Origin of the sequence: Pseudarthrobacter phenanthrenivorans (assembly GCF_036455295.1) — a bacterium.
GTDB classification, from domain to species: domain Bacteria; phylum Actinomycetota; class Actinomycetes; order Actinomycetales; family Micrococcaceae; genus Arthrobacter; species Arthrobacter phenanthrenivorans_C.
In genome coordinates this window covers 17,211-32,248 of sequence record NZ_JAYXNX010000004.1, presented here as the reverse complement: position 1 = coordinate 32,248, position 15,038 = coordinate 17,211, and the positions used below count along the sequence as shown (strand labels likewise).

Genomic DNA, 15,038 nt, shown 5'->3' with positions numbered 1-15,038 from the left:
TAACAAGGCAACGGACATGGTTGGCGGCGCCCAGGAAAACACCGCAGCGGCCAACACACTCCAAAAAACCGATGACCAGTGGCGTGAGGAACTGACTCCGGAGGAGTACCACGTCCTTCGGCAGGCCGGAACTGAACGGCCCTACACCGGTGAGTACTGGGATACGCATACCGAGGGCGTGTACCAGTGCCGGGCCTGCGGCGCCGAATTGTTCACCAGCAACGAGAAGTTCGACTCGCACTGCGGCTGGCCTTCATTTTGGGCCCCGTTGACTGAGGGCAAGGTGCGGTACATCCATGACCGGACCCTGGGCATGGACCGGGTCGAAGTGCGGTGCGCCTCCTGCGACTCACATTTGGGCCACGTTTTTGAGGGCGAGGGCTACGGCACTCCCACGGACCAGCGCTACTGCATCAACTCCGTCTCCCTCCGGCTGGTGGCCAAGGACGACGCCGGTGAAGGGCAGTCCCGGGACTAAACCGCCGAAAGACCTGCCAGGCACATGGCCGGGGCCGCATGCCCCGGCCATGCTGATGCCACAGCAGGGGCTGGTCTCGACAGCCCGGGAAAATCCTCCAGCCTAAGCTTTTCTTATGGATCGCCCTTTTTGGCATAAGACCTGCTGGTTGCTTGTTACGCTCCCCAGAGAAAGCAAGCAACCAGAAAGGCAGCCGACGATGACAGAGACCCTGACCACCGCCGTAACCGGGATTTCCGCGCAGAACGAGGACTGGCTCCGGCTCAAGGCCGCAGCAACCGCCCTGCAGGCCCTGCAGGCCCAGGACGGTTCCGTCCCCGACGCCGAAAACCACGCGGAGGCAGCCGGGCATGTGAAATCAATCGTTGCCGCGGTCCAGACCCTGGCCCCCGCCTTTCCACACGACCGCGAATACCTGGGCGCCGCCTGCGCAGACTTCGAAGCCTGGGCCGGCGGCGGCTTCGCCGTCCCCGACTTCCTGTCCTCCCTGCTGGCGTTCCAGCCGCAGGAGCAGCGCCGTGACGGCCTGCAGCACCTGGTGGTCTTCCCCATGTACACCCAGAACGGCAGCAGCAACCGCCTGGTGGAGGCCGTCCTGGTCGAGGTGATCTGGCCGGAGTTCATTGCTGGGCTGGAGGCCGGCGAGTACTCCAACAAGCTGTTCGTCCCCATCCGCTTTATCGATTTCACCCCGGGCTACGACACGAACTCCGCGGTCCTCTTCCCCGAGACCGTAGCGGTCAGCCGTACCCCCACCTTCACCTGGGGCGCCATCTTCGCCGACAGGGAGGCCGCCCGGTTCCGCCGCGTCCTGAAGGCTGCCGCTGACATCACCTCGCTGGAGCTCCCTGAGGGCGCTGCGGAACTGCTCGCGGACCAGGACCTCACCGAGGCCACCTTCGTGATGTGGGACCTGATCCATGACCGGACCCACATGCGCGGCGACCTGCCGTTCGATCCGTTCATGATCAAGCAGCGCATGCCCTACTTCCTGTACTCGCTGGAGGAACTGCGCTGCGACCTGACGGCGTTCCGCGAGTCGGTCCGGATTGAAAAGGATGACGACGCCGACCCCGAAGCCCGGCGCCACGCGAAGCTGGTGCAGTACGCCATCCTCTTCGACCGCATCTTCCGCTTTGCCATCACCGGCACCCGGGTGCGCAACTACGACGGCCTGGGCGGCCAGCTCCTGTTCGCCTGGCTTCACCAGCAGCACGTGCTGCACTGGACGGATACGCGGCTTACCATCGACTGGGATGAAGTGGCGGACGCCGTCATCGCCCTGGGGGCCAGCATCGACGAGCTGTACTGGCGTTCCATCGACCGGCCCAAGACCGCGCACTGGCTGGCGGCCTACCAGCTGGTCTCGGCAACCGTCACCCCCAACCCGGCCTCCGTGTGGGCCAAGGGCCCGGATGCGCTGCCGCTTTCGGGAACGCCCCGAGGCCTCACGGACCAGGTGCTGGACGACGAATTCCCGCTGTCCATGTTCTACGAGGCATTGGAGAAGAAGATGCGCCCCGTCATTGACTCAACCGCCGGAATCACCGGCCGCACCGCACTGTGACCGGATCCCAAACCGGGGCCGGACACGGGCCCGGCCCCCTCACCGTCCTGGTGACGGGCGGCAGCGGCGCGTCCGGGATTGCCACCGCCCGGGCACTGGCCGCGGCAGGCCACCGCGTGGCCACGGTGGGCTCTGATCCGACGAGGATCAGGCAGGCGGCAGAAAAAGCGGGCGACGGCGTCACCCCCTTCACGTGCGACCTTGCGGTTCTGGAACAGGTCAGGCGGCTGCGCGACGACGTCACCGCCGCCTTCGGTACCGTGGACGGGGTGATCCACCTGGTGGGCGGCTGGCGTGGCGCCAAGGGAATCACCGACCAGACCGACGACGACTGGGACTTCCTGGAGCGTGGGGCGGTCACCACACTGCGGAACGTCTCGCGGGTCTTCTTCGATGACATCGCCGCCTCCGCCACCGGCAGGTTTGCCATGGTGTCCTCAACGGCCCTCGCGAAGCCCACCGCGGCGGGGGCCAGCTATGTCGCCGCGAAGGCGGCAGCCGAAGCATGGACCCTGGCCGTGGCGGATGGCTTCCGGCGGGCCGCCGAAGCCGGGACCGGCCAGGCAGCAGCCAGCATCCTGGTGGTCAAGGCACTGGTGGACGATGACCTGCGCCGGGCCCACCCCGAGCGGAAGTTCCCGGGGGCGACGGACGTCGCTGACCTGGCTGCCGCCGTCGTGCGGCTTTTCGGCACGCCGTCCGCAGAACTCAACGGCACCCGGCTTCTCCTGGCGGCCTGAAGCCGCCAGGACTGTACCTACACTGAAAGCGTGAGCAATCCCATGACGACAACAGCAGAAACAGGCGCTGCGCTGCGGCTCCACGACCCCAGCGTCCGCGGCTTCGCCTCCGACAACTACTCAGGCGTCCACCCGGAGGTCCTGGCGGCGCTCGCTGCGGCCAACGAGGGGCATCAGGTCTCCTATGGCGAGGACGACTACACCGCGCGCCTGCAGGAACTGATGGTTGAACACTTTGGCCCCGGCATCGAATGCTTCCCGGTGTTCAACGGCACCGGCGCCAATGTCCTGTCACTGCAGTCACTGCTCCCACGCTGGGGCGCGGTGGTGTGCGCCTCCACCGCACACATCAACATGGACGAGAACGGCGCCCCGGAGCGCATCGGCGGCCTCAAGCTCCTGCACGTCCCCGCACCGGACGGCAAACTGACCCCCGAGCTGATCGACCGTGAAGCGTGGGGCTGGGGAGACGAGCACCGCGCCCAGCCGCTCGCCGTCTCCATCACCCAGACCACGGAACTGGGCACCTGCTATACGCCGGACGAGGTGCGCGCCATTGCCGAGCACGCGCATGCCAAGGGAATGAAGCTGCACATGGACGGTGCCCGGCTGGCCAATGCGGCAGCCCACCTGGGCGTGCCGCTGCGCGCCTTCACCCGGGACGCCGGGGTGGACATCCTGTCCTTTGGCGGTACCAAGAACGGACTGCTCTTCGGCGAAGTGGTGGTGGCCCTGAACCCGGAAGCAGCGCACGGCCTGGTCTACCTGCGCAAGATGGACATGCAGCTGGCCTCCAAGATGCGCTTCATGTCCGCCCAGTTCATCGCCCTGCTCGAAGGCGACCTCTGGCTGCGCTCGGCGTCGCATGCCAACGCCATGGCCACCCGGCTGCGCGCCGCCGTCGACACCATCGAGGGCGTCCGGCCCACCCAAAAAACCGAATCCAACGGCGTCTTCGCCATCCTGCCACCCGGCGTGGCCGACAGGTTGCGCAGTTCCTTCCGGTTCTACGACTGGGACGAAGCCGCAGGGGAAGTCCGGTGGATGTGTTCCTTTGACACCACGGAGGAGGATGTTGATTCCTTTGCTGCCGCAATCCGCCATGAACTGCGGGATTACCGGGACGGCCAGGCCCGCTGACCGGCGGCCGACGGCGAGCCTTCCGGCCCCGCCCCGCCCCGGCCCGTAATCTGCCAAGGTGAACGCACTTGACCAGGTTCCCCCGGAGTTTCTCCACGCCTTGGGAACCCTCAGGAAAGCCCGCTGCCGCAAGGAACTGCGTCTCGCAGAGATTCCTGCCCCCGCGCGGCTGGCACCTTTTGCCGTCGCGCTGGGCGCCGAAGTCATGGCGCCCGGTTCCGGCACCCCTTCCACCCCCGTGCACGGGCCGGCGGCACTGGCTTTCGCAGCCGCGTCCGGAACCTCCGCCCCCACCCCGGATGACGACGAAACGGAGCTGGCAACGGGCCGCTTCATCCTGCTGCATGACCCTGACGGCTCAGCAGTCTGGGACGGGGAATTCCGGATCGTCACCTACATCAGGGCTGAACTGGAACCGGAAATGGGCAACGACCAGATGCTGGGAACAGTGGCCTGGACCTGGCTGGTGGAGGCGCTGGAAAACCACCATGCGGACTACCGGGCAGCAGGCGGCACTGCCACCCGGGTCCTGTCCGAAAGCTTCGGCACCCTGGCCGAAAGGCCGGGCTCGATCGACATCGAACTCCGCGCTTCCTGGACCCCCGCCTCGTCCGACGTCCAGGCCCACCTCGAAGCATGGTCCGACATGGTGTGCACCTTCGCCGGTCTCCCGCCGCTTCCCGACGGCGTAACCGCCCTCCCGCCGCGGCGCAGGCAGCAGAACGGTTATGGAAGTGGCCGGTAAACTGGGGGCATCATGACCCCAAACATTCCGGAAAACACCACAGCCGGCGTCCCGGCTGCTGCTGCCGCACCCCACATCACGGTGGAGGGCTTTGACAGCCCCATCCCCGAAATCATTGACCTGAACTCGCCCCGGGACGGCGTTCCGCTGGTCATCGAGACCCAGTCCGGCCTGGAGCGGTGCGCCGCCGCCATCGCCGCGGGCACCGGCCCCGCCGGCGTGGACGCGGAGCGCGCCTCCGGATTCCGCTACGGGCAACGCGCATTCCTGGTCCAGATCCGGCGAGAGGGAGCCGGGACCTGGCTGATTGATCCGGAACCGTTCGGGAACCTGGGGATCATCAACGACGCCCTCCGCGGCGTCGAATGGATCCTGCACGCCGCCACGCAGGACCTGCCGTGCCTCTCCGAACTCGGCATGTGGCCGGACAAACTCTTCGATACCGAACTCGCCGCACGCCTGGCCGGACTCCCCCGGGTGGGGCTCGCCGCCGTCATCGAACAGCTGCTGGGTTTCGGGCTGGCCAAGGAACACTCCGCGGCCGACTGGTCCACCCGCCCCCTGCCGGAGCCCTGGCTGCGCTATGCCGCGCTGGACGTCGAGGTCCTCACCGAGCTGCGCGAGGAACTGATTGAGCTGCTGCAGGCCGACGGGAAGCTCGAGTACGCCGAACAGGAATTCGCCGCCATCCTGGAAGCGGGCATCGCTCCCCCGCGGGTTGACCCATGGCGAAAGACCTCCGGCCTGCACCAGATCAGGGACCGCCGGCAGCTCGCCGCGGTCCGCGAACTGTGGCTGGAACGCGATTCACTGGCGCAAAAACGGGATGTGGCGCCGGGCAGGCTGCTTCCCGACTCCGCCCTGGTAGCGGCCGCGAAGGCCATGCCCGCCACGGTCCCGCAGCTGCTCACCACCAAGGGATTCCACGGCCGTGCCGCCCAGCGCGAAGCCCCGCGCTGGCTGCGCTGCATATCGGCGGCCCGCGCCCTTGAGGACCTGCCGCCGCTGCACCTGGCCACCAACGCCCCGCCGCCGCCGCGGGTCTGGGCAGACCGCGACCCTGAAGCGGCCGCACGCCTCGGCACCGCCCGGCCACTGCTGCAGGCAAAGGCCGAGGAACTGAACCTTCCGCTGGAAAACCTGCTGACACCCGACTATCTCCGCCGCGTTGCGTGGCGGCCGCCGGCAGAGGTGACCGAAGAGTCCATCTCCGCTGAGCTGCGGGCATTCGGCGCCCGGCAGTGGCAGGTGGAGCTTACGGCCCCCCTGATCACAGCCGCGTTCCTGAACCCGCAGCCGCTGCCACCCAAGGAGTCCAAGGCCTCCGCAGCCGCGGGGACCCCGTAGGCCGTTCCGGCCGCCTCTTGCGGGCTAAGTTACTCACGAGTAACATCAGTGTGACCCACGTCAGGTTGCTGCCGCCTTCCGGCATGCACCCGGCGCGCTACGTCTCAATGAGGAGTAACACGTGAGCCAGCACGGAAACGGCGCATCCCCGCGCACTGTCCGCGACGTCGTCTTTGTGGACGGCATCCGCACACCCTTCGGCAGGGCCGGCGAGAAAGGAATCTACGCCGGAACCCGCGCCGACGACCTGATCGTGAAGTGCATCCGCGGCCTCCTGCGCCGCAACCCGTCCCTGCCGGCGGAGCGCATTGACGAAGTGGCCATTGCCGCCACCACCCAGACCGGTGACCAGGGCCTTACCCTGGGGCGCACCGCCGCCCTGCTGGCGGGCCTTCCGCGCACGGTCCCCGGCTTTGCCATTGACCGGATGTGCGCCGGTGCCATGACCGCCGTCACCACCACCGCAGGCGGCATCGGCTTCGGCGCCTACGACGTGGTGATTGCCGGCGGCGTGGAGCACATGGGCCACCACCCCATGGGCTCCGGTGCCGACCCCAACCCGCGGTTCATGTCCGAGCGGCTGGTGGACCCCGCTGCCCTGAACATGGGAAACACGGCCGAGAACCTGCATGACCGTTTCCCCGCCATCACCAAGCAGCGCACGGACGCCTACGCCGTTGCTTCGCAGGACAAGCTTGCCGCCGCCTACCGGGACGGGAAAGTCCAGTCCGACCTGGTCCCGGTTGCGGCCCGGAAGCCCGGCGAGGGCTGGACCGTGCACAGCAAGGACGAACCTCCCCGTCCCGGCACCACCCTGGGTGACCTCGCCGGCCTGCGCACGCCGTTCCGCGCCCATGGCCGGGTCACAGCCGGGAATGCAGCGGGACTCAACGACGGCGCCACGGCCGCGGTCCTGGCATCCTCAGACGCCGCCGCCGAACTGGGACTGCCCGTGAAGATGCGGCTGGTCAGCTACGCCTACGCCGGCGTGGAGCCGGAGGTCATGGGCATCGGCCCCGTACCCGCCACCGAGAAGGCCCTGCGGAACGCGGGACTGACGATCGACGACATCGGCCTGTTCGAGATCAATGAGGCGTTTGCCGTCCAGGTGCTGAGCTTCCTTGACCATTACGGCATTCCCGACGACGACCCCCGCGTCAACCGCTACGGCGGCGCCATCGCCGTGGGGCACCCCCTCGCGTCCTCCGGCGTCCGTCTGATGATCCAGCTGGCACGCCAGTTCGAAGAGGACCCGTCCGTGCGCTACGGCATCACCACCATGTGCGTGGGCCTGGGCATGGGCGGCACCGTGATCTGGGAAAACCCGCACCACCCCGACTACAGCGGCACCCCATCGCACGACACAACCACCGCTGCCGTTTCCGAAGGAGCCCTGGCATGAGCGCCGCAGATTTCCGCAAGTTGGCGGACCTTTTCCCCAACGAAAACGTCACCCACTCCTACGTCCAGGACATTGTCCTGCCCGCAACGGCAGGCAAACCAAGCCCCGGCACCTTCGCCCTGGTCACCCTGGACAACGACCTGGACCACACCAAGCCCACCACCCTCGGCCCCAACACCCTGCTGGAACTCGGCACGGTGCTGGAGGGCCTGCGGGAGCGCGCAGCGCGCGGCGAAATCGTGGGCGTTGGCGTGACCGGCAAACCCCACTACCTGGTGGCAGGGGCAGATCTTTCCGCCGTGAAGTCACTGGAAAAGCGCGAGCACGGGCTGTGGATGGCCCAACTGGGACACGACGTTTATGCCACCCTGGCAAACCTGGGCGTGCCCAGCTTCGCCTTCATCAACGGCGCTGCCCTGGGCGGTGGACTGGAGATCGCCCTCCAGTCCACCTACCGCACGGTGTCCACGGGTGCAGGAGCACTGGCGCTGCCCGAGGCTTTCCTGGGCCTGGTTCCCGGCTGGGGCGGCGTGTACATCCTCCCCCGCCTGGTGGGGCCGGAGAATGCCGTCAAGGTCATGATCGAGAACCCGCTCAGCAACAACCGCACCCTGTCCGGCGGCCAGGCATTCGGCCTGGGCATCGCCGACGCCCTCTTCGAGCCGGCCGACTTCCTGGAGCAGTCGCTTGCCTGGGCTGCGGGCGTCATCTCCGGCGAGGTGGTCCCGGAGCGCGCCAACGCCGTCGACCCCTCCTCCCCGGACAGCGAAGCCCGCTGGACCGCCGCGGTGGAAGCCGGCCGCAAATTCGTCGAGTCCAAAACCTCCAATGCCTCCCCCGCGCCCGCGAAGGTCCTGGACCTCCTTGAGGCCAACCGCACCATGACAGCAGCGGAATCAGCGGGGCTGGAATGCGAAACCCTGGCCGACCTCATGCAGACGGACGAGTTCCGTTCCACGGTCTACGCCTTCCTCGACCTGGTGCAGAAGCGCGGCAAACGGCCCGCCGGCGCCCCCGACCGCAAGCTGGCGCGCCCCGTCACGAAGGTGGGCGTGGTGGGAGCCGGCCTGATGGCCGGCCAGCTCGCCCTGCTGTTCGCCCGCCAGTTGAAGGTGCCGGTGGTCCTGACCGACATCGACCAGGCGCGGGTGGACAAGGGCGTGGCCTACGTCCACGGCGAGGTGGACAAGCTGCTGGCGAAGAAGCGCGTCAGCCAGGACGCTGCCAACCGCACCAAGGCGCTGGTGACGGGGTCGGTGTCCAAGGATGCCTTCGCCGACGCCGACTTCGTGATCGAGGCGGTCTTCGAGGAACTGCACATCAAGAAGCAGGTGTTCGCGGAGCTGGAAGGCGTCGTGGCGCCGGAGTGCATCCTTGCCACCAACACGTCCTCCCTCTCGGTGACGGAAATGGCGGCTGACCTCAAGCACCCCGAACGCCTGGTGGGCTTCCACTTCTTCAACCCAGTCGCCGTCATGCCGCTGCTGGAGATCGTGCGCGCACCGCGGACCGACGATGCGGTGCTCGCCACCGCCTTTGAGCTGGCCAAGGCACTGAAGAAGACGGGCGTGCTGGTCAAGGATGCCGCCGCGTTCGTGGTCAACCGCATCCTGCTCCGGCTCATGGGCGAAGTCACGGCGGCTTTCGACGAGGGCACCCCGGCAGAGGTGGCCGATAACGCGCTGCGGCCCATGGGCCTGCCCATGACGCCCTTCACACTGCTGGCCATGGTGGGCCTGCCGGTGGCACAGCATGTCCAGGAGTCGCTGCACACCGCCTTCGGCGACCGCTTCCCCGTCTCCAGCAACCTGAAGAAGCTCATCGACAACAACGTCAAGGCGCTCTGGGAGGCAGCCCCGGACGGCTCCCGGGCCATCCCGGAAACGACGCTGGCGCTGATGTCCTTTGGCTCCAGCCCCTCCACGGGAGAGCAGGTGCTGCTTCGCGTCCAGGATGCCCTGGCTGAAGAAATCGGCCTGATGCTTGACGAGGGCGTAGTGGCCGGCCCGGAGGACATCGACCTCTGCATGATCCTCGGGGCGGGCTGGCCTATGTTCCTCGGCGGCATCACCCCCTACCTGGACCGGGTGGGCGCCTCGGAGCGGGTGAACGGCAGGCGGTTCCTGGCAGCGGGCATCGCTGCCCCCGCCAAGGGCTAGCCGGTCAGGCCGGCAGCAGCCGGCCCCCGTCGAGCGCCACAACGCGGTGCGCCGCCGAGCGTGCGTAGCCCAGGTCATGGGTGACCAGCACGACGGCGGCGCCCTCCGCGGCTGCCGACCTTACGGCTGCGTCGAGCAGGGCCAACCCGTCCCCGTCCAGCGCCACCGTCGGCTCATCGAGGGCCAGGACGGCCGGTTTCCGGGCCAGGACGGTGGCCAGCGCCAGAAGGCGCTGGGCGGAGGCCGGCAATTCCGCCGGGTGCTCTTCAGCCATGTCAGCCAGGCCCACTGCCTGGAGTGCTGCGGCCGCCCGCTCCTCTGCCGTTGCCCGGCCAGCCAGGTGTTCCAGGCCGAACCCGACCTCCCGGCGAACGGTGCGCTCGAACAACTGGTCGCGCGGCTGCTGGAACAGCAGGCCCACCGACGCAGCGGCGCGGCCCACCGGGGTCCCTGCAATGTCCGTGCCGCAGACGGCCACCGTGCCCGAGGTGGGGCGCAGCAACCCGTTGAAGTGGCGCAGGAGCGTTGACTTGCCGGCACCATTGGGGCCGGTAATGGCGACGATTTCCCCGGGGTGCACGGCCAGGGAGATGTCCTGCAGGACCAGCGGTTCCCGCTGACTGTTCCCGGCCGGCCGCTGCTTCCGACGTTTTCTTCCACTTGCCGGCGCTTGCGGGTATGCAAAGGACACGCTTCGAAGCTGCAGCGCCGGTGCCCCCGGCCCGTGCGGTGTGGGCCTGCGCATGCGCGGCGACGCCCCCTCCTGCACTTCTGCGCTGCCCTGCCCGGCGGCGCGCCGGACCGCGGCGGGCAGCACACCTGACGTGGGTCCCATTGCCGCCGGGGGCCCGCTGGCCAGGACGGTCCCGCCGGACAGCACCACCCAGGTCCCGGCTTCCTTGAGCAACGGTTCAACCGTCTGGCTGAGGATCACGACGGCGGTGCCATGCCTCAGGAGGTCACGGACCACGGCGGCCAGGTCATCCGCCCCTGCGGCGTCCAGGGAGGCAAACGGCTCGTCCATGACCAGCACCGGAGGTCCTGCAATGATGGCGCAGCCAATGGCGAGCCGCCGCAACTGGCCGCCGGAAAGCAGCGCGGGGTCGTGGCCCAGCTGTCCCGTAAGTCCCAGCAGCCCGGCCGTGCGGACCACCGCAGCCTGCATCACTGCCCGTTCCGTGCCGGCATTTTCCAGGCCAAACGCCAGTTCTTCTGCCACCGTCGCACGGACCGTCGAGAGGACGGCAGCCGGCTCCTGCGGGACGAAACCAACCTGCCTGCCCCACTGGGCCGGGTTGATCCGCGGGTCCTGCGGGCCGCCGTCGAACTCCAGCCGGATGCCGGACAGCTCAAGGAACCCTGCCAGGGTGCCGTGGGCGCCCGGGGGCAGCCAGCCGGCAAGCAGGCGGCCCAGGGTGGACTTGCCGCTCCCGGAACCGCCCAGGACAGCCGTGAGGGAACCTGGCGCAAAGGAAAGAGCGACGTCGCGTAGTGCCGGGACGCGCCCGTCGTGGAAGGAGAAGTCCCGGATACCGGCAGCCAGCACCGGCCTGGGTGAGGCGCCCGTGTTGCCGGTCCGGGCTGCGTTCTCCGGACCGCCCGCTGTGATGCTCTCAGGCACCTGAGGCCGCCTGCACCACGCGGAGGACCACTGCTGCCAGTGCCGCCAGTACCAGGACGGCCCGCACCGTGCGCTGGGCGGTGGAATCGGGCACCTCCCGGTAGCTGGTCCGCGGCCCGGGGCTGCTCAGCCCACGCGCCTCCAGTGCGGCGGCCCGGGTCCCCGCATCCTCGATCAGGGCCAGGACCAGTGGCACGGCCTGCAGGCGGAAGGCGGCCACCCTGGACACCAGGCTCCGGGAGATGACCAGGCCGCGGGCTTCCTGAGCCTGCCGGATCCGCCGCGCCCGCTGCCCGATGGCCGGCAGCAGGGTCAGGGTGGACGCCAGTACGAAGGCGAACCGGCCCTGCACCCCGCGGGCCGACAAGGCCGCTACGAGGTCCGGGACGCTGACGCTGAACGAAAACAGGAGCAGGGCCATGACCACGGCGGTCAGCTGCAGGATGCGCTGCCCGGCGAAGTCCAGTCCCTCTGCAGTGATGCGGGCAGGCCCCCAGGCCGCCAGGATGGTCCTTCCTTCGGGGAAGAACAGCCCGTGCAGCGCCAGGAGTGACAGGCCCAGCGGGACCATGACCGCCGCGGCGGCCGGCACCACGCGGCGGGCGTTGCCGCCCGCCACCGACAAGCCAAGGCAGGCGGCAATGACGGCAACTGACAGCGGCCAGCTTGCTGCCGCCGTCGTAATGACCGCAGTGCTTCCGGCGGCGGCCAGCCGGGTCAGCGGATTAAGCCGCTCCCGGCTGGCCGGCGCCGGGGCGCCTCCTGCCGCGGATACTGTCATGGTGTCCCGCGTCAGCCGTGGCGGGCAGACCCGTGGGCTGACCCCTGTGCCGGGCCGGAAGCGGTGCCGCTGGCCGGCTCGTTCAGCCCGGTTTTCGGAGCCGCACTCTCACCGGCGAGGACCCGGTGGCGCCGGATGAAGGGGAACTGCTGGCGTACCCGCCGGGGCAGCGCGTAGACCAGGAGGGCCGCGACGGTGAACACGATGGCCTTGTCCATGGGGTCGGAGATCAGTGCCTGCTTGGTGATGGCGGCCAGGAGGGTGTCGCCCATGGCGCGGAAGGCGCTGACGATCGCGCCGGTGGCCACGCCGGAGGTACCGCCGAAGACGAAGGCGGCCACGGGCGCGGACACAACGCCGGCAATGATTCCGGTGACGAAGCCGGCGACCGGTGCCAGGTAGAACCGGCGGAAGAGGCCGTACCGTGCTGCCAGCCCGGCCAGGCATCCGATCAGCGCAGCGCCTGCGGCGAACGGAAGCACGGTGGGGTTGAAGAAGGACCAGACAATGCTGCCCAGGGCGCCGGTTGCGGCGCCGGCGGCCGGGCCGGCCAGGACCGCGATCAGCACGGTGCCAATGGCGTCAAGGTAGAACGGCACCAGCGTGCTGCCAACGAACTGGCCGAGCACGATGTTGAGGACCAGGGCCACCGGGATCAGCACCAGGGTGGAGGCCGGCAGGGTGGGCAGGACGGCGACGATCAGCAGCACCGCGCCGGCGAGGAAGCCGGTAAGGGCAATCAGGGCAGAGGCGCTGCCAGGGCCGCCGGTGATGTCTGCAGGCTGGTTGAGGACCAGGTAGACGTAGGTGGCTGCGATGGCCAGCGCGCCGAGGATTTCCAGCAGCCGGCGGCGGGCTGCCGGCCGTTCCTGGGCCGGGAGCGTCAGGGAGGACGATGACATGGGGAATGTTCCTTTGGGTGCGGGCAGTGGCCCGGCTGTACCGGGCTGGGTGTCGCTGCCTATGTCACCTCGGCAGCAGCCGGCGGCAACTGCGCCGGGCCGGTCCGCAGCCCATTCTACCGGCGATTTCCCCGCCCGGGCCCTCTCATCCCACGCGCCGGGCAAGGTTCCCGACGGCGGATACCAGCTCACGGAACGCCTGCTGCGGATTGTTGCCGGACACGATCCTGGCGTTCGGCGCGGCGCCCCACAGGCCCCGGAAGTCCGCCACCGTGGTCCCCACCAGGAGCGGCGAATCCGTTTCGACGTCCACGGTGGCAGGGCGGTCGGTGTACTCCACAGTGCCGGCGGCTACTCCGGCGGCGAAAAAATCGTGGACGTGCGCGAGATACCCCTGGTCGTAGAGGCGGTGGAACTCGAAGTAGAAACGCAGCGCGTCCGAAAGGTGCCTGATGAGGGTGTTGTCGGACGCGCTGCGACGGCCTTCCGGGTCTTCAGGGAGTACCAGTTCCGGGACGGCGGCGCCCGCTGCTTCGGCGAGGGCCTTGATGTGGGCCGGGTGCAGCTCCACGCGCTCGGTGGTGTCCAGGGAGCAGACGATGGGCAGTTTCTCCAGTGGCAGGCCCCGGTACGCGGCGTAGACCTCCTTTGCGGCATGGGGATCCACGTGGGTGTTCCACTCGGCCGTGGGGGTGGTGTTGCCCTGGTGGTAGAAAGCGCCGCCCATGATCACCACCTTGGCCAGGAGGCGGGGAAGTTCCGGTTCCTTCCGCAGCGCCAGGGCGAAGTTGGTCAGCGGGGCCGTGATGAGCGCCGTGAGCTCCCCCGGTCTGGCCCTGGCATGTTCGATCCAAAGATCCACCGCGTTCCGGGGACTAGGCCGGCCGGACGGTTCAGGCAGCACCGCGTACCCGATGCCTTGGGGTCCGTGCGTTTCAGGCGTGGTCAGCAGCGGAATGGACAGTGGCTTTCGCGCACCTATGGCCACCTGCACGCCCGGCCGCCCGCACAGTTCCAGCAGCGCCAGGGTGTTGCGTGCCACCTGGTCGGCATCGACGTTGCCGGGTGTCGCCGTGACGGCCACGAACTCGGTGTCCGGGAGCGCGGCAAGGTAGGCGAGGGCCAGCGCGTCGTCGATGCCGGTATCGACATCCAGCAGGTAGGCGGGCATGGCTGCCTAGAAGAGTGCCACCTTGGGCACTGCGGGGAAGATGTCATCCAGGGCGGCGAGGTCTTCCGGTGTAGGGACCCAGTTGGCCGCCTCCGCGTTCTGCCGGACCTGTTCCGGCTTGGTGGCGCCGGCGATGACGCTGGCCACCGATGGCTGGGCCGCGAGCCAGGAAAAGGCAACCTCGATCTCGGTCAGGCCGTGTTCCTTTGCGAAGGCGCTGTACTTTCCCAGCTGGTCCCAGTCGGCATCGTCGACCATGTTGGTGCGGGTGTGGCTGAGGCGTGATCCTTCGGGGGCGTGGCCCGGCGAGTACTTGCCGGTGAGCAGCCCGTTGGCCAGCGGGAAGTACGGCAGCACGCCCAGGCCAAACGCCTCGGCGGCCGGGGTCACTTCGAGCTCGGCGCGCCGGTCCAGGAGGTTGTAGTGGTTCTGCGACGAAATGAACCGGGACGTGCCCAGTTCACGGGCCACGTACTCCGCCTGTGCGATCTGCCAGCCGGAGCGGTTGGAATGCCCGATGTAGCGGACCTTGCCGCTGCGCACCAGGGTGTCCAGGGCTGCCAGGGTCTCGTCGATGGGCGTCAGCGGGTCAGGGGTGTGGAACTGGTAGAGGTCAATCCAGTCGGTGCCGAGCCGCCGCAGCGAGGCCTCAACCGCCTGGATGATGTACCGCCGTGAGCCGCGGGCACCGAAGTCGGGACCATTGGCGCCCTTGGCGTCCATCCCGAACTTGGTGGCCAGGACCACGTCCCCACGACGCCCACCGAGGGCCTTCCCGAGCATGGTCTCGCTGAGGCCCGGTTCCCGTCCGTACGTGTCGGCAACATCGAACAGGGTGATCCCGGCGTCGATTGCGGCGTTGACGACGGCGTCAGTGGCCTCCTGCGACTCGGTGGCGGTGTTCGCCCGGCCCAGGTTGTTGCAGCCCAGGCCCACGCTGGAGACGCTGAGTCCCGATTTTCCGAGGCGGCGGTAACTGGTCAAG

Annotated in this window: 13 protein-coding genes; 8 read left to right on the top strand and 5 right to left on the bottom strand. The window is 68.6% G+C overall.

Annotated features, from left to right (window positions below; translation table 11 throughout):
* Nucleotides 1-16: 16 nt before the first annotated feature.
* From msrB to VXJ37_RS06145, 8 genes are all read left to right on the top strand, one after another.
* Nucleotides 17-478: a peptide-methionine (R)-S-oxide reductase MsrB gene (gene msrB, locus VXJ37_RS06180; protein WP_331322482.1), complete on the top strand. Its 462-nt coding sequence runs from the start codon at nucleotides 17-19 to the stop codon at nucleotides 476-478.
* 199 nt (nucleotides 479-677) lie between these two features.
* On the top strand, nucleotides 678-2,045 hold the full coding sequence (locus VXJ37_RS06175) for a DUF6421 family protein (protein ID WP_331322185.1): 1,368 nt from the start codon (nucleotides 678-680) through the stop codon (nucleotides 2,043-2,045).
* Nucleotides 2,042-2,785 (top strand): SDR family NAD(P)-dependent oxidoreductase, encoded by a 744-nt coding sequence (locus VXJ37_RS06170; protein WP_331322184.1) that lies wholly within the window; start codon nucleotides 2,042-2,044, stop codon nucleotides 2,783-2,785. The genes VXJ37_RS06175 and VXJ37_RS06170 overlap by 4 nt, the downstream gene beginning before the upstream one ends.
* A 42-nt stretch (nucleotides 2,786-2,827) precedes the next feature.
* Nucleotides 2,828-3,925 (top strand): threonine aldolase family protein, encoded by a 1,098-nt coding sequence (locus tag VXJ37_RS06165; protein ID WP_331322481.1) that lies wholly within the window; start codon nucleotides 2,828-2,830, stop codon nucleotides 3,923-3,925.
* A 58-nt stretch (nucleotides 3,926-3,983) separates the two neighbouring features.
* Nucleotides 3,984-4,670: a DUF3000 domain-containing protein gene (locus tag VXJ37_RS06160; RefSeq protein WP_331322183.1), complete on the top strand. Its 687-nt coding sequence runs from the start codon at nucleotides 3,984-3,986 to the stop codon at nucleotides 4,668-4,670.
* A 12-nt stretch (nucleotides 4,671-4,682) separates the two neighbouring features.
* Nucleotides 4,683-6,017, top strand: coding sequence for an HRDC domain-containing protein (locus VXJ37_RS06155; protein ID WP_331322182.1), 1,335 nt, complete (start codon nucleotides 4,683-4,685; stop codon nucleotides 6,015-6,017).
* Between the two features lie 121 nt (nucleotides 6,018-6,138).
* Nucleotides 6,139-7,419, top strand: coding sequence for a thiolase family protein (locus VXJ37_RS06150; RefSeq protein ID WP_331322181.1), 1,281 nt, complete (start codon nucleotides 6,139-6,141; stop codon nucleotides 7,417-7,419).
* The gene (locus VXJ37_RS06145) at nucleotides 7,416-9,578 is read left to right on the top strand and encodes a 3-hydroxyacyl-CoA dehydrogenase NAD-binding domain-containing protein (RefSeq protein WP_331322180.1); all 2,163 of its coding nucleotides are present in this window, start codon (nucleotides 7,416-7,418) and stop codon (nucleotides 9,576-9,578) included. Before VXJ37_RS06150 ends, VXJ37_RS06145 begins: the two co-directional genes overlap by 4 nt.
* A gap of 4 nt (nucleotides 9,579-9,582) precedes the next feature.
* On the opposite strand, the gene VXJ37_RS06140 is transcribed toward VXJ37_RS06145, so the two are convergent.
* From VXJ37_RS06140 to VXJ37_RS06120, 5 genes are all read right to left on the bottom strand, one after another.
* Nucleotides 9,583-11,199, bottom strand: coding sequence for an ABC transporter ATP-binding protein (locus VXJ37_RS06140; RefSeq protein ID WP_331322179.1), 1,617 nt, complete (start codon nucleotides 11,197-11,199; stop codon nucleotides 9,583-9,585).
* Complete coding sequence (locus VXJ37_RS06135; protein ID WP_331322178.1) at nucleotides 11,192-11,980, bottom strand: energy-coupling factor transporter transmembrane component T; 789 nt, start codon at nucleotides 11,978-11,980, stop codon at nucleotides 11,192-11,194. Before VXJ37_RS06135 ends, VXJ37_RS06140 begins: the two co-directional genes overlap by 8 nt.
* An 11-nt stretch (nucleotides 11,981-11,991) precedes the next feature.
* Nucleotides 11,992-12,882 (bottom strand): ECF transporter S component, encoded by an 891-nt coding sequence (locus VXJ37_RS06130; protein WP_331322177.1) that lies wholly within the window; start codon nucleotides 12,880-12,882, stop codon nucleotides 11,992-11,994.
* A gap of 145 nt (nucleotides 12,883-13,027) precedes the next feature.
* On the bottom strand, nucleotides 13,028-14,053 hold the full coding sequence (locus tag VXJ37_RS06125) for a nucleoside hydrolase (protein ID WP_331322176.1): 1,026 nt from the start codon (nucleotides 14,051-14,053) through the stop codon (nucleotides 13,028-13,030).
* A 6-nt stretch (nucleotides 14,054-14,059) separates the two neighbouring features.
* Nucleotides 14,060-15,037, bottom strand: coding sequence for an aldo/keto reductase (locus VXJ37_RS06120; protein ID WP_331322175.1), 978 nt, complete (start codon nucleotides 15,035-15,037; stop codon nucleotides 14,060-14,062).
* Nucleotide 15,038: the final 1 nt, after the last annotated feature.